We start from the raw sequence: 18,238 nt of genomic DNA, 5'->3' as shown, positions 1-18,238 counted from the left end.
TCAAGGGTACATCAAAGATTTCTTTGTTAAAACACCTGAATGATAGAATCACCGGATTCTTTCGAGAGGATTTTGCCTTCTTCGGGATGCTTTCTAAACCAACGTGCTACATAGGGGCAGGAGTCGATGATCTGGACCTTGTCTTCTTTTGCCACTCGAATGGCTTCGCGAACCAATTGATCCGCAATTTTCTGGTCCCGTGACTCCGTAGGAACATAAGTCGCATAGAGGTCATATGCATTGTTCGGACCTCGACGATAGAGAATGTGCGCGTCTCCACCTTTCACATTGGTTACAAAGCGTTGCCCGCCCTTATCATGACGAATGTTCATTTCAATACTCCTTCAGAACTTTCATATTGCTAAACCCAGACTTTGCTTAGCAAATTTCTTTTGGAGTCCTTGTCAAATATCCCGAAGCTGGATTGTTTCTCGCATGCAGAATCTGCTATTCTTAACATATGTCAAAGGCAGTTGTTTGCCTCCCGGGCTTTCTATGTGACGAACGATTGTGGACTTACCAAAAAGATCTTTTGGCCGAGATCGATTGCTCTTTTGCGGATTTGCGAAAGGCATCCAATTTAAATCAGATGTTAGATACCATTGATAAAAGTTTTCCAGGTCCCATGACCTTGCTAGGATTTTCAATGGGTGGGTACGTCGCCCAGGTCTTTGCGACTCAGTTTCCTCATCGTGTAGCCGAACTTATTTTGATCGGTACAACAGGGTCTCCCCTAACGGATGTGGAAGTTAAGATCCGTATTCAGACCCGAAATCTTTTAAAGAAAGTCGCCTTTGGCGGAATCGCCAGCTCACAGTTAAAGCATTATCTTCATCCCGATGCTTTGGAAAATAGTGAAATCCGCCAGCTGATCTTGGACATGGCGGCGAGCAACAATACCGAAATGTATCTGAATCAAATGAACGCGACTCTGGATCGTCGTGATTTGAAAATGAACTTAAATTCTTTAAAAATTCCGATCACTTTGATCGGCGGAGTGGATGATCAAATTGCTCCGAAAGAAAAGATGGAAGCCTTTAGCCGCGCCATCCCCCGCGCACGTTTACATATGATCGAGGGAGCTGGGCACTTTATTCCGCTGGAAAAACCCGATGAACTGAACGCGATCTTAAAGACCGCGTTTCAAATGGATTAAACTTTATACACTCGCGCCTCAAACGGACGAAGATTCAAAGAGTTCGTCGCAGCCTTGTCTGAAACTTCCATATTAGCCATCAAAAGACCTTCTGGACGAACCTGCACGGAACCCAAGTCCACAGTCACCACCTTTTTAGTCAGGTTCGTGATCACAGCATATTTCTCGGCACCATGAGTGCGCGTGTAAGCAAAAACTTCCTGATGATCAGGAGCGATCAAATCAAAGCTGCCATAGATAAATCCTGGATGCTGCTTACGCAAACGAATCATGCGGCGATAGTAGTTCAAGATGGATTCTGGATCTTCCATTTGCGCCGCCACATTGATCTGCTTATAGTTCGGATTCACTTTCAACCAAGGAGTTCCCGTACCGAATCCCGCGTTGGCAGAGGCATCCCACTGCATTGGTGTACGAGCATTGTCACGAGACGTGTGATTTAACTCCGCCGTGATTTGTGCATCGGTGAAGCCTTCTTTACGTTTATTTACAAAATAATTTTTCGCAGAAACGTCGTTAAAGTCTTGTGGGCCATCGAATTTGGAATTCGTCATTCCAATTTCCTGACCTTGATAGATATACGGAGTTCCTTGCATCAGGAAATACATCGTGGCAATTGCAGTGCTGCTCTCGCGCCAAAATTGAGTCGTATCACCCCACTTAGAGTTAATACGAGGCACGTCGTGATTTTCCACGAACAAGGCATTCCAGCCCTTGCCATCCAATCCTTTTTGCCAGCGCGTGAAAACGTTTTTAAGGGCCTTCATGTTAAAGCGCTGATCTGGGTTCGTATCCCATAAACCTACGTGTTCAAACTGAATCACCATGTTAAAGCGCTTTTTGTCTTCACCCACCCACTCGTCCGCGTGTTCGGCATTCACACCATTCGCTTCACACACCGTCATGATGTCGTAGTGAACAAACGTGTTTTTACAAAGATCTTCCACGTAATTCAAAATACCCGGAACGTTCATGTGCTTGTCATAAGAAGGCACCCACTCCAGGTTTTTAGGATTTGGCATATCTGCCAAACCTGGCTCTTTACGAGCATGAGAAAACGCATCGATACGGAAACCATCGATACCACGATCCAACCACCAGCGGATCATATCATAGACTGACTTTCTCATGTCCAGATTTTCCCAATTCAGATCAGGCTGCTTGGCAGAGAAAAGATGCATGAAGTACTGACCGGTTTTTTCGTCCAACTTCCACGCGGAACCACCAAAGATACTTTCCCAGTTGTTCGGCTCTTTGCCATTTTTAGGATCGCGCCAGATATACCAGTCGCGTTTTGCATTGTCTTTCGAAGAGGCGGACTCGATAAACCAAGGATGTTCATCGCTGGTGTGGTTGATCACCAGATCGATCACCAAACGGATGCCACGAGCTTTACACTCTTTCATCAATTGATCGAAGTCTTCCATCGTCCCGAATTCGTCGTGGATGGCCTGGTAGTCACTGATGTCATAACCATTGTCATCCATCGGGGATTTATACATAGGACAAATCCAGATCACATCGATGCCCAAGTGTTTTAAATAATCGAGTTTGGAAATAAGTCCCTGCAAATCCCCCATTCCGTCGCCGTTGGAATCTTTAAATGAGCGTGGGTAAACTTGATATACGACGGATTCTTTCCACCAGATTTTTTTAGGCTGTACAGCAGATGTCATCGACAAGTCCTTGTTCTATGTAAGTTACAAGGACTAGTTATAATTTTATTTTACGACGATGTCCAAACGAATGCGGCGAATTAGTCTGCGTCTTCCGGGCAGAAGTTATAAAGCAGACTGCCGCCTTGCACGCGGGGTTTCAGCTTATAATAGTCTTCCTTGGTCAACTGAGTACAACCTTCGCTGAGGTCGATAAAACCATACTCACGCAGGATGCGAGCTCGTTCCGCGGCGGATTTATTGGGATGAAACACCACAGCGCGCTCACGAGAATTGCTGTTTCGTGACTCCAGGCTGTCCATATAAAGGGCCGAGCCAAAGGAAGAATTGCGGTTTTCGTTTTGAACTAACATAAAACCTGGCGGAGTCGCTTTGGACCCCTCGGTGTTTGAACACTTGTAAACGTGAGGGCCTTCGCCACTTCCGATTCCGTGGGCAACCTTATAACGCTCTACCTTACCCAGATAAACATAGATCACGAACATGCGATCCCGTGTGCTCTCTTCAGTAAAGTCATTGATGATCACAACACTTTTATTGTTAATCCGGCTTTCCAGACGGGAACGATTTGAATTCAAAAACTGGACTGTTCTTTCGATGGCCGCTTTAGGAATTGCGCGCTCGCTGGAAGCGACTTGCTCAACTCTCGCAACATAGGCATTCCAACGGTCATCCTTTTTAGAAAAGAATCCCGCGAAAGCCGCAGCCGGTGCCCCACAACTCCAAAGAAGTAGAAAAGAAATCACTTTTTTTGACATGCGGATCTCTTACTGAGCGCAGGTAATAAATACAAGAGAACTCGGATGCTGCGGCGCACTTTTAATTTTACGGACTAATTCCTTGAACATACGGTGGGGGTCGGCGATCACAGGGACCTCTTGGAGGGGTTATGAAACTATCTGTATTCGTCAGTGCCTTATTGTTCTCGCTTAATCTTTTTGCTGCTAATTGGGCTGAAGATTTTGAAGCTCTTAAAAGCGTTCCCCGCAGCTATGAAGACTCCGGCGCAATCTGTGAAGAAGTAGCGCGTTTGGACGTGAGAAAGCAATTCCCAGCTCCTCAATACCACGTTGAAGTGGGCATCGCTTATGGCGACGGCCACAGAACTATTGGTGAACTTGACATCATCGTTTTTGATTTGAACTTGCAAAGAGTTGTTCGCATTGGCGAAGTAAAATGCTGGAAAAGCTTCAGCGGTGGTTTGAATAAAGCCCGTGACCAGCGTGGCCGCTTCCTAAAAACAATTCGCTCTAACGGCCACGTGTTTTTCAAAAACACTTCGACCGGCCAAATGTACGATCAAGCGTGGTTTGAAGGTATCAATGACTTCATCACAATCGGTCAGGCAGGTGCTGTTGCCAACGGTTACGATCAAGAACTTGGTTATACTTTGAATGAGCTTCACCAACATACGGGTGATATGCTTCGCTGCCAAAAACAAGGCGAATGCGCTAAACCGTAATTGATGAATTATCTTAGATAAAAAAAGCGCACTCTTCGGTGCGCTTTTTTTTTGCCTTAAACCCGGCGGTGGGCAAAGACGACTTCTTTCAACGCAGCAAAAACTTGCTTGTTGAAAGGTTGCCCCAGAGTCGTCTCCATATAATAGATCGCCTCATCCGGCGTCTTAGCCTGCATCTCCCCAGTTGGATCATGCAGCAGCTCCATAAAATAATTTGCGACTGCTACGATTCTCGCCAAAGGATTCATTTTCACATCACGTATGCGGCGCGGATATCCCATGCCAATCGCATTTTCATGATGCTCCAAAATAATTGCCAATACATCTGACGGAATTTCGCGAAGTTCCTGCAGCATCTCTACACCTCTCATTGTATGAGATTCGTAGTGAGTTGTTTCTTCAACAGTGCGATCGGCACGAGGTTTTTTCAGAATTGTATCTGGAATTTCTTTAAGGCCAATATCGTGCAGAAGTGCACCCAAGGCCACCTTTTCCAAAGTCGGCTTCGATTGAATTTCCATCTGTTCACAAATCAACAAAGAGATCGCTGCCGTTGCCATCCCATGGGAGGCACTGTCTTTTGGAAGCTTGCTTAACAGATCCAAAAGTTTATCAACATCGGAAACTTGCGCGACTGTGTCTTTGATAAAGCCCGAAAGCTGTTTTACGCGTTCATAAGAACCAGCCATGATTTTGCGGTCCACCAGATCATTGATCGCGGAATCAGCCAGTCCCGTAATCAGATTTAATTTTAGGTTTGTGGGAATCTCGGTCTTGCTGACAGCTGTTTTAGCTAATGCTAAATTGAACTGAATCACAACGTCATAATCAGCACCACGCACATAAAGCTCAGCTTTTTTCTGAGCTGTCATATGCAGGCTTTGAAAATTACTTTTCTCGCCTTTTTTACCCACCAAAAGATATTGGCCCGAAGGTAATCGAGTATAAACGTCTGCAGGAAGTGGGAAGTTCTCTGTAAAGAGTTCCACACCAACCATGATCATCTTGGGTTGTGGATCTGTCATAAGACAATTGTAGCCTGGTCGCTAGGGAATGAACACATGTGAGAATATTTGACCCGACCAAAGCCACGTAAATTCTTAAAATGAAACGGGCCAGAATCAGGCCCATAATTATTAGAATCCGTCTCGGTTCCCTATTTTCGCCCTGGGTTCATCATCAAAAGGAATTGTCTCTTCTGCAACACGTGCCATTTTGACCGACTTTTTCATCGGGATGACTGTCGCTGAGGGTTCAACAGCGAATTTATCCTTCGTCGAACTTTTTGTATCCAACTCATGATGAGCAGCAGTGCCCGTCACAACTGTATTCAATTCGCCAGTCAGATCTTGGGAAGTCTGTGCAAGTCTGTTCAATTCCGTCGTCGTAGCTGCAATTTCTTCTGCCGAAGCTGCATTCGACTGTGCCGATTGATCCAACTGATTCATCGCACGACTGATTTGCTGAATTCCCGTCGTCTGCTCCGTACTTGCCGCTGAAATCTCATTATTAAGATCAGATACTTTTTTAATCGAAGCCACGATGTTAGCAAGGACCACTCCACTGGAGTTCGCAACTTTGCTACCGTTATCAACTTGTTGAACGGAGACTTTGATCAGACTTTCGATGTCTTTAGCAGAAGAAGCACTTCTTTGCGCCAATGCACGAACCGCTTCCGCAACCACGGCAAAGCCTTTACCTTGCTCACCTGCGCGAGCCGCCTCCACAGCTGCATTTAAAGCCAACAAATTTGTTTGAAAGGCTATATCATCGATCACAGAGATAATCTCTTCGATTTTTTTAGAAGAAGACGAAATCTCCCCCATGGATTTAATAAGGGCACTGATCTCTTGCTCGCCATGCTCAGCAGCATCACGAGAACTGACTGCCAAAGAGGCCGCCTGCTTGGCATTGTCTGAATTCATTTGCACCATGGACGTTAACTCTTCCAAGGCCGCCACAGTTTCTTCCAATGAAGCCGCTGCCTCTGTGGAGTTTTGTGACAAAGCATTTCCAGCCGCTGCCAATTGCTCAACTGAATGAACGACTTTGGAATTCGCCTCACCCAATTTATCCGCTACGTTTCCAGTGACATTTGAAATTTTCGCAGCTTGCATTAACTGAAGAGCCAAAATCAACAATCCAGCACACAAAGTAACCAGGATAATGATGTTCGTGATTTGTGCACGAGAAGCTGCGAACTCCTTATTTTCAGCAATAGCTCGTCCTGTATAAAGATCATTCACCTGCACGCAAAACTCTTCGATTTTTCCCGAATAAATGTGCAAGGTCTCATCCAGATCTTTGCGGGCTTGAGCCACGGATTCATCACTACCTTTTTCCAGGTTACTTAAGATTGAATGCGCCAAGGATTTATATTGAGGGAAGTACTGCTTGTAGTTCTCATGCATTTTCAGTTCTTCACCGTCGAAATGATTTTCAGTGTAGTCCTTGTAGGCTTTCTCGAACTTCGTCAAAGTTTCTTCGGCCTGTTTTACAGACTCGGCACGATCTTCTGGATTGATGATGCCTTCCCAAACGCGATAACCAAATCGGTTTTGTGCGATACGCATGTCACCGAGGTCATTCAAATTTGGTATAATTTGGTTGTGTGCACTATTTAAAAGACTTCCCAGATGATCAAGGCCTTTATAGGTAAAACCAAATATGGTGGCAAACGCGATGAACGGAAACACCGCCACCATCAACATGCGACCTTTAATTCCCTTGAACCATGAGCTTTTTTTACTCTGCATAATTACCCCGAAAAATTTAGGACTCTTGATCTTAATCGGTTTCTTGACAGGCAGGTTGAGCAGTATTGAGACGAACTAGCCTAACATCCGGAGTATTAAAATATTTTCGCCCCCTTAATGTGAGCTCGGAAACCCCCGATAAAAGTCTCAATGAAAAAGACAACGGCGATATTAACCACATTTTGTTTGATCATGCCATTCGCTGCTAAAGCTGAAGAAGTACTTTCCGGGATTACTGCTCAAGGTGAAGCTGATTTTGAGTACAACTTTTTATCCTCAGGAAAAAACGCCTACCCGGCATCTTCCGGAGCGCTCGATGAACAGTATCGATTTAATAGTGCCCAAGTGATCTTGAAGAAAGAAACACAGGACTTATCATTTTTTGCCCGTCTAATGTATATGCCGATTGAGCTGACGACTCCGTCCGGTACGACGAAAAGCAATTTTGGCACTTTGGACCAATTGGAGATCTATTACAAAATAGATCCTGCCTGGTCTGTTGGTTTTGGTCGCCTGTGTTCAACTTTGGGTTTTGAATCCGCGATGAAGGTGGAAAACATTCTTTACGGAAACACAGTCGCTTACCAAGGTATCGTTCCTGGATACAACGAAGGTGCTCGTTTAAAATTCAACCCTGGTGAATGGTTGGCAGTCACACTAAGCAGTTACAACCGCAGCGCCTACAATCAATTTGGCGACGACTTGGTTTCTACGAAAACGACGGAACTGTCTGTCACCGGTATTTCGGGACGCTTTTTATGGTTTGCGGGATACTACGCAGGGAAAGACGCCTCCACCACAGTCACAGGTTCTGCCGTTGAAAAATCAACCACGAATATCTGGACAACTTATAAGTTCAGTGATGATTTCAGCTGGTCGATTTCTTATGACAACCGCACGCAAACACCCGACGGTGGCACTTTGACCTTTGCACAATCCTTGTCCACACAAATGGGATACACGATGGGCAAACACACCTTGGGAGTACGCTACGAAAATATTCTGGGTGCCGGTGAACTCGACGGAATTAATGGTACTTTAGGGGCTTATTATTCGGGTGCTGATAAAGTGGAAGTTTGGACGGTGGGAGACAAGTACAACCTGTCTGAGCATCTGAAGCTTTATTTGGAATTCCGCCAGGATAAAGCGGATCAGGAAGTTATGACGAACAGTGAAGGCACCCCAACGGATCATTTGTATTTGATCACGTTAGGCGCCATCGCTCATTTCTAAAAACTATTGCTTTTCGATTAAAAGACCGTCTTTCAAAGGTTGTTGGCCTTCGACTTTGATTTCAGAAGTCTCAGAGTCGATAACCTTAGAAACAGTCGCCACGCCGACTTTTTCAGTGCGGCACAATTTCACTTTCGGTCCTTCGCACACTTCTTCCAGCAAAGTGACTTTATCACCCGCCTTTACACCGCGAAGTTCGATCTGTGCTTTTTGCGCATCGATCTTAGTGGTGATACGACCTTGAACTCCGGCCATAGCTGTTGCGCTCATTAAACAAACTGCGATTGATAGTTTCACTAATTTCATAAATCCTCACAACTTAATTCTGTAATTCACTATTTACAGTTTGCAAGGAGCTTGCCCACCCCAGGATGAATAAAGGGGCCATTGAAGCCCCTTATCGCTGCCAACTTCTCGACAGCTGCCATATTTTACCAGTCACGTCTCAGAACGAGACTGTATTTTTAGTGTGTTTTTTGACCTATTTCAGGCTTTGAATTGCAGGTCCCAACCAGTCTTTCAATTTCAAGGCGATCGTGTAAACACCCACTTCGTTACAGAAAAGGCTGCCTCTGCTAGTCACACCAAAGAATAAGAATTTGCCATCAACCACGACGAACGCGGGTCCACCCGAATCGCCACCGCATGTACCAGAAAGCTTTTCGTCCAAACGAAGCTCCGTGTTTTCAACCGTAGAAATTGGCGCCATCGTCCAACGTAAAGTTCCATCCCCTGAGAATTTCAAAGCGATGCAACCCTTGTCATCACAAAGAGTTTCCTCATCGAAGCCCACGACTTCGTCTTTCGCAACTTCACGAGAGCTAGCTTGGTTAACACCATAACCCGCAACGTAAGCCATCACGCCCGGCTGCAGAATACCTAAGTCATTTTCTTGAAGAAATTCTGCTGGAGTGAATTCTTCTGGATAAGCTCCACGGAACCTCAAAACAGCCAAGTCATGCCAGTCTGATGCTTTCTCTTGGTTCTTTTCAAAGTTCCATTGCGGGTGGACTTTCACGTCACTCACCGTGTGCAGGTAAAGATCTTTGATATCTGGTTCGCGAGCATAAAGAATTTCGTCGATGTTCAGACCGAATACCACCCGAAGATTTGAAGTTTTAGTAGAGATACAATGAGCCGCCGTTAATACCGTGTTCGGGCCGATCAACGTGCCTGTGCAGATGCCGACAGAGCCATCTTCGTTTTCTGCGTAAACAGAAACCAAGTGCTTATAAATGCTGTCAGATTCCTGGACTTCAGTCCCATTAATTATGCGTGAGCCGGAAGTGGCCGCAGTGTTGTTGCTTGCTTTAGGTGTACAAGCGGCGATTGCCAAAAGTGATAAGCCCAATAGTAGTTTACGTGACACGGCCCCTCCAGAATGAGTGTTGGCCCTGTATATGTACTGCAAGGACAAACGGCAATTATTTTCTGAAAAAAACAGACCCAATAACGACTGTTGGTTGTGCCTCTCGCCAGAGAAGCCTACACTTAAACCATGAAAAACTTTTATCAAGACGGGCCAAGCCTCACGAACACGTTTCAGTCAGATGCTTCACTTCAAAAACTCTTGAAAAAAATTCTGCCACCAGAATGTCAGAAGCAAGCATTGCCTCATTTGGATCATTTGGGTCAAAGAGCTGCTTCAGATATGCTGGAGTGGGCGCTGGAGGCCGAAACCTACCCTCCGGTGCATGTGCCCTTCGACCCTTGGGGGCGCCGTATAGATGATATTCGCGTCTCTTCGGGCTGGAAAAATCTTGAAAAAATGGCGGCAGAAGAAGGCATCGTTGCCACGGCCTACGAAAGAAAATACGGAGCATTCTCACGTGTTTATCAAATGGCTCTGCTTTATTTGTATTCTCCCAGCTCGGCAATTTTTTCATGCCCTTTGGCGATGACAGATGGCGCAGCCCGCGCACTTGAGCTTTACGGAACACCTGATTTAAAAAATCGCGCACTCCCCCATTTGACCAGCCGGGATCCAAAAACATTCTGGACGGCGGGACAATGGATGACAGAACGAACTGGGGGCTCGGATGTCAGCGGCACCTCAACAGATGCACACGCGTTCACGGGTGAAAGCGCTTTTGGGGCGACTCATTCTTTACATGGAACAAAGTGGTTTACTTCCGCGACGACCTCACAAATGGCTCTGACGTTGGCTCGCCCGGATGGCGCTGCTGCAGGATCCAAAGGTTTAAGCCTTTTTTATTTGGAACTTCGTAACGCCGAAAACCAGTTAAACCATATTCAGATCCATCGGTTGAAAGATAAATTGGGCACAAAGGCTTTGCCGACTGCTGAATTGAGTCTGCAAGGGACTCCGGCCCGCTTAGTGGGAGGCGAAGGTGATGGCATTAAAAAGATCGCCAGCGTTCTGAACATCACGCGCATATATAATTCGATGTGTGCTGTCGGACACGCCCGTCGTGCTTTGGACTTAGCACAAAACTATTCCCACAAACGTAAAGCCTTCGGTAAACTTTTGATCGATCATCCCCTTCATCAGGAAACTTTGCGCTGGCTCGAAGAAGACTTCCGTCGCTCATTTGTATTTTGTTTTCACATCGCTCACCTTCTGGGCAAAGAAGAAGTCGGTGAAATCAGCGCGAAAGAACGTACTTTGCTTCGCACATTGACGCCGGTTCTTAAACTTTATACAGCGAAAAAAGCCATTACGATTTCAAGTGAAGTTGTCGAGATGTTCGGGGGCGCGGGTTACGTCGAAGACACGGGCTTACCGCGTTTGATTCGCGATGCTCAAGTATTCTCGATCTGGGAAGGTACAACCAACGTTCTTTCCTTAGATATGTTACGTGCATTTGAAAAAGAACAATCATTGCCCGTGGTGATCGAATACTTCAAATCGACAACGGCATACAAAAACAATGCACCGGCATTTATGAAAAAATGGAACGAGTTTGAACAACTGATCGGCAAATTACAAAAGTCTGCCCCGGAAGAATGGGAACGCAACGCCCGATACCTGGCGCTTTTGACTGGAGATCTGATCAGTGATGCCTTACTGATCGAGCACGAACTTTAAAAACTGATTTTTTTCAAATAAAAAAGGCCGTTGATTTCTCAACGGCCTTTTTCTTTTTCTGATGCTATTGGAACGCTACTGGCTGCATCAACGGAATCGTATCATGAGGCATGATATCTCCCGGATTGTTGCCAATAATGATACCACGGATTTTCGAGTGGCGAGTTCTTGGATCAAACTTCGGAATCAAATCTGAATCCGGCATTTTCTCCGCAGGAACCCACATACCGTCTGCATCCGTCACCCACTGTTTGTAGAACATGGAAATTCTTGTTCCTTCCACAAGGAAGTCGATAAGAACTCCTGGTCCCGCCATTGCAACTGCCGATTGGAACGTGAATGGATTTGTAGACATTCCCTCACCAAACTGCCCGTAAGCTGTTGCAAATGCACGTGGATCGCCCGTCATCGTTTTGCTCATGACTTGAAGTGCGCGCCACATTTTCGACATACCCGAAATTGTCGCTTTACGCTGCTTCATTTCACAACCTGGCAGTTTGCAGATATCCCAAGGATCGCCGCCCTTGTTGAAATAGATTTCATGCAATGCCAAACCGCGTGCCGTGAACTGATCTTCAGACATTCTTTGAGCGAGTGTCATCAGACGCATTGTGTTCTCTTCACCCATTTTCGCGTTGAACTCAACACCTGTATAACCCAATGCCGAGTTATCCGGGATATTGATCATCAAACGTTTCAAACCGGTTTTACGAACTAGTTCTTTCAAACCTTTTCTTAGTCTGTCGTCGTTACTTGCTTCATGTCGGAACGCGAAGCTGTATGTACCAAACATACCTGTCACGCGCTCTTTGTTGTCCCAGTTTTCAAGCGAGTATTTCGCGCCTGTGAACATGAAGTCCTCTTCTCTGTGTTTAAACCAGAAACGAGAATCATCAGATTCATTAAAGACACCATAGTGTACACGTGCTGTGTTTCTTTCGATGTGCAAATCAGATGTTGTAAATGACTGTACACGACCTTTACTAAACACACGGTCCCAGATAATTGGAATCGCGAACGCCTTGCTGACAGTTTGACCTGTCGACACAGTTCTAAAAGTCATAACTTTCGTCACTGGCGCAAGCTCAACCAGATTCAAAGGTTTTTTCGTCGCAAGCTGTTCAGATGCGTACGAGTTACCACGAATCATATCTTCGTAAGCTTTACGACCTGTCTCTGTGCTCAAATCAAAAAGATAGGAGAATCCATCATCCGCAGAGTTGAACCAGTTTTTACCGATCGACATAATGGAAACACTCGTGAATATCGACAAGTTATCAAGTTTACCACTTGTCATTTTCACGTAAGCCATATGATCGCCGACTTTTTCCACGTAAGTTTCCCAGGAACCGCGAGCTAATTTCGCAGTACCGATACCTACCGGACCAAATCCAGCATTCGCCAAGAAGATCACGCCACCGTAACTGACGTACGTGATACTGTCGCCAGCATCCCATTTATCAAGATCGGTTGCATCTTTTGGAACAGACCAACGACCACCCATGGCGCGTGCTTTATCTAAAGTGCTCGCATAACGTGTCGAAGCTGTTTCTTTACCTACAACTGGCAAGACACCCACGAAGCCCCAGAAGTAATCCAGCAGGCCTGTCGCATTGTCGAACCAGAAACGAACTTGCGCCCCGATACCCACTTCGATACTGCCATAGACAGTTTTTTGGAAGCCGTCACGATAGTCGCCCGTTTTCAACGTCTGCTGAGATGGCGGATCATAAGATACACCCACCGCTGCTGGTTGCGGAACATCATGCGGAGTCAAATTCACGATGTAAGAACCAAAGTCGAAAGCCAAGTGGAACAATGGTTCCAATTTTGCTCTGAATCTGTTCTTTTTCTCTTCTTTCTTACCACCAGTAGAGCTAGAGCTGCTTTCACTTGTAGAAGTGGAAGTGCTTTCCGTCGATGATGAGGAAGATGAAGAACTTGAGCTGGAAGAGCTTGAACTTGTCGAAGTACTCGTTTCACGAGGACCTGTGGAAGTATCAGGATTTCCAGTTGAAGTAGTTACAGTCGACGTACTTGTGTCACCATAAGTAGATGACGTTCCATAAGTACTGGTATCACCGTACGTTGAAGTTCCATAAGATGTTGAGCTTCCGTATGAAGTTGAAGTTCCGTACGAAGAAGATCCGCAACGATGACCACACTCACCTTTTTCGCCGTGATCGCCTTTGTCGCCTTTGGAGCCATGATCGCCGTAGTTGCCTTTTTCGCCGCGCTCGCCACGATCACCTTTATCTCCTTTGGATCCATGTTCGCCATAGTTGCCGCGTTCTCCGCGATCGCCTTTGTCGCCCTTGTCACCTTTAGAGCCGTGCTCGCCGTAGCTGCCTTTTTCACCGCGTTCGCCGCGATCACCATGATCGCCTTTTGAGCCTTTACTATCAAAGCCGCCATGCTCACCACGGTCACCTTTATCTCCTTTGGAACCACGATCGCCGTAGTCACCTTTAGAAGAGCTGTTACCGCGATTGCCATAATCGCCTTTGTCGCCTTTATTACCGTGGTCACCATAATCACCCTTTGAAGTGCTATTGCCGCGATTGCCGTAATCACCTTTGCTACCGCTGTTACCGCGATCGCCATAGTCACCTTTAGAACCGCTATTACCACGATTCCCTAAGTCACCTTTGCTACCGCTATTACCGTGGTCACCATAGTCACCTTTTGAAGTGCTATTGCCACGATTGCCGTAGTCGCCTTTGCTACCGCTGTTTCCACGATCGCCATAGTCACCTTTGGAACCGCTGTTGCCACGATTCCCTAGATCACCTTTGGAACCACCAGTTCCATGATTTCCATAATCCCCTTTGTCACCAAAGGAACCTTTTGAACCTTTGCTATCAAAGCCACCGTGTTCGCCCGAAGAACCTTTATCTCCGTAGGAACCGAATCCACCGCGTTCACTTCCTCCGCCGTATGATCCTTTCGATCCTGAACTTCCTTTATTGTCGAAGCCTCCCTTCGAGCCGCCACTCGAATTTCCGCTAAACTCTTCTTCTTGAACACCGATGCGAATTTTTCCATCAGGTGTTACTCCGACAACTTTGTCCGATCCTGTCTTGTCTTTGGAAACTTTGTTCTCTTTCAACACACCCTGTTTTATTTTTGGAGCCGTGATTGGCGGAGTTTGTAACTGCGCCATTTGTGCCCAAGTAGGATTCGCCAAAAGGGAAATTCCCGCAGCAAGAACTAACTTCTTACGCGATCTCATCCATCCTCCATTTAAGTTCTTTGTTCTCTCTTCTCTCTATTTTTCACTCACAAAATCGCGTCAACTCTGCATCAAATGACTCACATAGTTTCCGTGAATATTCGGCGTGTCCCACAAGATTCTGCAAATTTCCTGAAAAGTTTTATTTGGAGGCCATATCGTTGGATAGAAACTTATCTGTAATTTTCCACCATTTAATTAATTGCGGAACTTTCAGGAACAGCTTCAGCTTTGGATTTCATGAAAAAAAAGACCAAACATTTCTGCTTGGTCTTTTTATTTAATAAATATTTTTTCTAGGTAGTTTCTAACTTACCGAAACGATATCGAATTCTTGAAAGCCCCATTCGCAATCTACTTTCGATCTTTATTACATCCCATGGATCTACTAATGAAAGCATTGTCACCACCATCACCCATTCGAACATTGGTATACTCATCACAAGTTCAATGCCAATATGCAAACCTATGCCAGCCAACAAAACCCAATAACGCAAATCTTTAAACCAAACCAGCGTTCCCATCGCCAGTTCAACAAGCAAAGTTGACCACGTCATAAACTTGATCACGGCAAGATTGTTCAACAATGGAAATGGAACACGAACAAACTCCTCCAAGCGCGTGGCAATGTACACAGCCGTGCCATCCACCCAATGCGTGCCTTTGATTTTAAATAAGACCGTGGCGATATAGATCACACAAAATTGGATCTGAATCATACGTAAAGCCCACGGTCGCTCCATAAGCGGTTCCTGCGATTTACCAAAGCGCAGATTATAAAACCAGCGATCCAATGAATAAGCTTTCCCTGCCGCAGAGAACATCATGAAAAACAAAATATTCCGAAGAACGATATCCCCACTGTTCAGAATAAAATCGTTTCTATTTTGGAAAGACAACAACGTCATAAACGCCAACACCATCGAGGTGCGAGTAAAGATCCCTAAGGTCACTCCCACGGCTGCGACCAGATTCACCAGGGCAAGCAAGGCCGGCACGCGGGGATCATTCGGCATGAAATCAAACAGGCTGAAACGAATAGATGAGCCGTACTCCATTGAGGTTTTCAGACTGATCAAGCCATTCACTCCCCAGAACACATCCAGATAGCTCCAAATCATGTACCAGTTGAACAGCAACAGCAGCCCGAACAACACCCGCATCAAACCTAAGTTATCCACAGGCTGAGGCTTAAAAAAGAAATCCCAGATACTTTTAATTATTGTTGCTGACTTCATATTTTCCCTTTTTTGCTGGATAGAAATAGAACACGCTTTCTTTTTTGTATTCGCCCGCTTTTTCACCGTGGCGAACAAAGAATTTCCGTGGGTCTTCAACATAGTTGTAATAGCGGAAGAATTGCAGCTTCTCGATCTCACGTTTGCGCCCTGTCGCCTCGATCTTGTTCACGTGACGAGTCACATAGCGAGCGACATCAAACCAGATCTCTTCGTTTTTTTCCGGCATCAAATACTCTTGAGTGAATTTGCGATAGCGGTCGCCGCCGATCACTTTATCCGCGCCATTCATTTGCGTGGGGCGGGGCAAAGACCACTTTTCTTTACTGCCATCAGTAAAATGAATTTCCGCTTCGACATATGAATTTAAAGACATGGGATTCGGAGCGAACATACTCCAAGGCTGCTCCAGTCCAACGAAGTCAAAGTAGTCGCCGAAGGTTCGCAGAATCAGACGCCCCAGCTCACTGCGATCCGGAAAAGAAGCTGTTAAAATTAACATTAAGTGAAAGGCGATAAAGACAGATATCGCAAATAATTTTGCACGCTCATAAGTCCGCACCATAAGCTCCCCTTGTGTTTTAGCATGTGGAACTTAATGGGACAGAAGCATTCGATCAAATGGCAATCCTGAAAGCTCAATTACATTTAAGCCATCGGAAAATAAAAAAGGATCGCCTTTGACCGCGATCCTTCAATTTATCTCTATATATGTAAAGAGATTATTTCTTTTTCGGAGCTTTCACATCAACGTTTGCTGCGGACATTGTGTACTCGATAGTCACTTTCTCGCCCACTTTCAAATCGCCAGTCACTTTCGTTGCTGCTGTTCTTTCAATTTCCCATTTGTCTTTGCCTTTTTCGACGACGATTTTGGAATCAGTGACTTCCAATACCGGACCAGTTACTTGGTAAGTTTTTGCAGCGAAACTGTAAGAAGCACCCAACAAAACCAAAGACGCTAGAATCATTTTCATAAAAACTCCTTTTCTTATAAACGAAATCTCAGCAGATTCGTTTTTCAATGTCACTTTCTTTGATAATCATCCTGATAGCGAACAATATCGTCTTCGCCAAAATACGATCCCAGCTGAACTTCCACGAATTCCAACATCTCGTCCGAAGTATTACGCATGCGATGTTTTGCACCCAATGGAATGTGGACATGAGATCCTGCTTTCACTGGAATCACCTCATCGTTCAAAACCACTTCACCGCTTCCGCGAGTGATCGTCCAATGCTCTTCGCGCTTGGCGTGACTTTGATAAGAAAGTTGCGAGTGCGGATTCACGCGAATCACTTTGGATTTGAAGGCATCTGTGTCTTTTAGAATTTCAAAATATCCCCAAGGGCGATATTCATAAACGTGATCTTTCACCAACGAAGATTTTTGCTGTGCCAAACCTTCAACTACATAGCGAACATCCTGAGAATGACCTTTTTTAACCAACATCAAGGCGTCTTTTGTGTCCACAATAATCACGTCATCAATACCAACTGTGGAGTAGTGTTTACCGGAATCACCGAAGACAAAGTTATCCTGCCCTTTGACATTCAAAACATCCTGACCCTTTTGCAAAGTGGCCACAGCATCCCAAGAACCCACATCACTCCAGCCAAACTCGGATGGAATACAAGCAAGCTCTTCACTGCCTAATTTTTCCATGATCGCATAGTCGATAGAGATGCTTTGAACTTTGGAATAAATGTCATCCAAGTTAGAAGCGTCAGCCTTCAACGCAGACACCGAAGCCCACAATTCAGGTTGATGTTTTTCGAACAAAGAAATCATATGAGAAACTTTGAAAACAAAGATTCCCGCATTCCAACTAAAGCTTCCTTGGGCCAAAAACTCCTTCGCTTTTTCAAGTGCAGGTTTTTCGTGAAACTTAACAACTGAATATGCTTTGAAGCCATTGGACTCAGCCAGGCTCACAGCCTTGGTTTGAATATAGCCATAACCCGTCTCCGGATAGGAAGGCGTAATTCCTAAAGTAACAACTTTGTTAGTTTCCGCAACTGACGTTGCAAACTTAACAACGTTCAAGAACGCCTGTTCTTTGGAAATCAAATGATCCGAAGGGAAAATGCCGACGATCTCCTTAGCCAAACCTTTAAGATCTAAAAGTTTGCAAAGGACCGCAATCGCTGGAGCCGTGTTTTTACCATAGGGCTCATAGATCGCCTGAACGTCATTCATCTGACTATCTTTTAGATTAATTTCTGTCAGAGATTGCAAAGCCTTGGAGGTCACAATCCAGGGAGAGCCCATTTTATGACATCTCTCTAAAGTCATTGTCTGCAATGGCTTTTCAAAAATTGTACAGAATTGCTTTGGCATGTGTTGGCGCGAAACCGGCCACAATCTTGTGCCGCTACCACCCGATAATACTACAGGAATCACACTATCCTCCAGGTCAGGAAGCTATCCTAGCA

Annotated in this window: 16 protein-coding genes; 4 read left to right on the top strand and 12 right to left on the bottom strand. The window is 45.4% G+C overall.

The features are described from left to right. Positions 1–26 precede the first annotated feature (26 nt). The gene (locus DOM22_RS04170) at positions 27–332 is read right to left on the bottom strand and encodes a GNAT family N-acetyltransferase (RefSeq protein ID WP_142699168.1); all 306 of its coding nucleotides are present in this window, start codon (positions 330–332) and stop codon (positions 27–29) included. Positions 333–508: 176 nt separating this feature from the next. On the opposite strand from DOM22_RS04170, the gene DOM22_RS04165 reads away from it, so the two are divergent. Continuing rightward, positions 509–1,156 carry an alpha/beta fold hydrolase gene (locus DOM22_RS04165; protein ID WP_210415677.1) on the top strand — a complete coding sequence of 216 codons (648 nt, stop codon included), beginning with the start codon at positions 509–511 and terminating at the stop codon, positions 1,154–1,156. Here the strand turns inward: DOM22_RS04165 and DOM22_RS04160 are convergent. After that, positions 1,153–2,832: an alpha-glucosidase gene (locus tag DOM22_RS04160; protein WP_142699166.1), complete on the bottom strand. Its 1,680-nt coding sequence runs from the start codon at positions 2,830–2,832 to the stop codon at positions 1,153–1,155. The genes DOM22_RS04165 and DOM22_RS04160 overlap by 4 nt on opposite strands. 80 nt (positions 2,833–2,912) lie before the next feature. Further along, the gene (locus tag DOM22_RS04155) at positions 2,913–3,590 is read right to left on the bottom strand and encodes a murein L,D-transpeptidase catalytic domain-containing protein (RefSeq protein WP_142699165.1); all 678 of its coding nucleotides are present in this window, start codon (positions 3,588–3,590) and stop codon (positions 2,913–2,915) included. Between the two features lie 131 nt (positions 3,591–3,721). Here DOM22_RS04155 and DOM22_RS04150 point away from each other — a divergent pair, with 131 nt between their 5' ends. Then, on the top strand, positions 3,722–4,294 hold the full coding sequence (locus tag DOM22_RS04150) for a hypothetical protein (protein ID WP_142699164.1): 573 nt from the start codon (positions 3,722–3,724) through the stop codon (positions 4,292–4,294). Between the two features lie 56 nt (positions 4,295–4,350). Here DOM22_RS04150 and DOM22_RS04145 read toward each other — a convergent pair whose 3' ends face one another. Both DOM22_RS04145 and DOM22_RS04140 read right to left on the bottom strand, forming a co-directional pair. Beyond that, entirely contained in the window at positions 4,351–5,319 is a 969-nt protein-coding gene (locus DOM22_RS04145; protein ID WP_142699163.1) for an HD-GYP domain-containing protein, read from the bottom strand. A gap of 111 nt (positions 5,320–5,430) precedes the next feature. Next, positions 5,431–7,050, bottom strand: coding sequence for a methyl-accepting chemotaxis protein (locus DOM22_RS04140; RefSeq protein ID WP_168196545.1), 1,620 nt, complete (start codon positions 7,048–7,050; stop codon positions 5,431–5,433). Positions 7,051–7,200: 150 nt separating this feature from the next. Here DOM22_RS04140 and DOM22_RS04135 point away from each other — a divergent pair, with 150 nt between their 5' ends. Beyond that, on the top strand, positions 7,201–8,283 hold the full coding sequence (locus tag DOM22_RS04135) for an outer membrane beta-barrel protein (protein ID WP_142699162.1): 1,083 nt from the start codon (positions 7,201–7,203) through the stop codon (positions 8,281–8,283). Positions 8,284–8,286: 3 nt separating this feature from the next. Here DOM22_RS04135 and DOM22_RS04130 read toward each other — a convergent pair whose 3' ends face one another. Together DOM22_RS04130 and DOM22_RS04125 are read right to left on the bottom strand one after the other, a co-directional pair. Beyond that, complete coding sequence (locus DOM22_RS04130) at positions 8,287–8,589, bottom strand: hypothetical protein (RefSeq protein ID WP_142699161.1); 303 nt, start codon at positions 8,587–8,589, stop codon at positions 8,287–8,289. A 175-nt stretch (positions 8,590–8,764) separates the two neighbouring features. Then, positions 8,765–9,652 carry a trypsin-like serine protease gene (locus DOM22_RS04125; protein ID WP_168196544.1) on the bottom strand — a complete coding sequence of 296 codons (888 nt, stop codon included), beginning with the start codon at positions 9,650–9,652 and terminating at the stop codon, positions 8,765–8,767. 129 nt (positions 9,653–9,781) lie between these two features. On the opposite strand from DOM22_RS04125, the gene DOM22_RS04120 reads away from it, so the two are divergent. After that, positions 9,782–11,332, top strand: a complete 1,551-nt coding sequence (locus DOM22_RS04120) for an acyl-CoA dehydrogenase family protein (protein ID WP_142699159.1) — start codon at positions 9,782–9,784, stop codon at positions 11,330–11,332. Between the two features lie 64 nt (positions 11,333–11,396). Here DOM22_RS04120 and DOM22_RS04115 read toward each other — a convergent pair whose 3' ends face one another. The 5 genes from DOM22_RS04115 to DOM22_RS04095 all read right to left on the bottom strand — a co-directional run bounded on the left by DOM22_RS04115 (position 11,397) and on the right by DOM22_RS04095 (position 18,206). After that, positions 11,397–14,564: a hypothetical protein gene (locus tag DOM22_RS04115; RefSeq protein ID WP_142699158.1), complete on the bottom strand. Its 3,168-nt coding sequence runs from the start codon at positions 14,562–14,564 to the stop codon at positions 11,397–11,399. A 296-nt stretch (positions 14,565–14,860) separates the two neighbouring features. Continuing rightward, positions 14,861–15,802, bottom strand: coding sequence for an HTTM domain-containing protein (locus DOM22_RS04110; protein ID WP_246845840.1), 942 nt, complete (start codon positions 15,800–15,802; stop codon positions 14,861–14,863). Further along, positions 15,780–16,367 carry a hypothetical protein gene (locus DOM22_RS04105; RefSeq protein ID WP_142699157.1) on the bottom strand — a complete coding sequence of 196 codons (588 nt, stop codon included), beginning with the start codon at positions 16,365–16,367 and terminating at the stop codon, positions 15,780–15,782. The genes DOM22_RS04110 and DOM22_RS04105 overlap by 23 nt, the downstream gene beginning before the upstream one ends. Positions 16,368–16,524: 157 nt before the next feature. After that, the gene (locus tag DOM22_RS04100) at positions 16,525–16,779 is read right to left on the bottom strand and encodes a hypothetical protein (protein ID WP_142699156.1); all 255 of its coding nucleotides are present in this window, start codon (positions 16,777–16,779) and stop codon (positions 16,525–16,527) included. A 50-nt stretch (positions 16,780–16,829) separates the two neighbouring features. After that, positions 16,830–18,206, bottom strand: a complete 1,377-nt coding sequence (locus DOM22_RS04095) for a mannose-1-phosphate guanylyltransferase/mannose-6-phosphate isomerase (RefSeq protein ID WP_142699155.1) — start codon at positions 18,204–18,206, stop codon at positions 16,830–16,832. Between the last annotated feature and the right edge of the window lie 32 nt (positions 18,207–18,238).

Source organism: Bdellovibrio sp. ZAP7 (genome assembly GCF_006874645.1).
Taxonomy (GTDB): domain Bacteria; phylum Bdellovibrionota; class Bdellovibrionia; order Bdellovibrionales; family Bdellovibrionaceae; genus Bdellovibrio.
The sequence above is the reverse complement of the archived record's forward strand: the minus strand, read 5'-3'. Positions and strand labels throughout refer to the sequence as shown.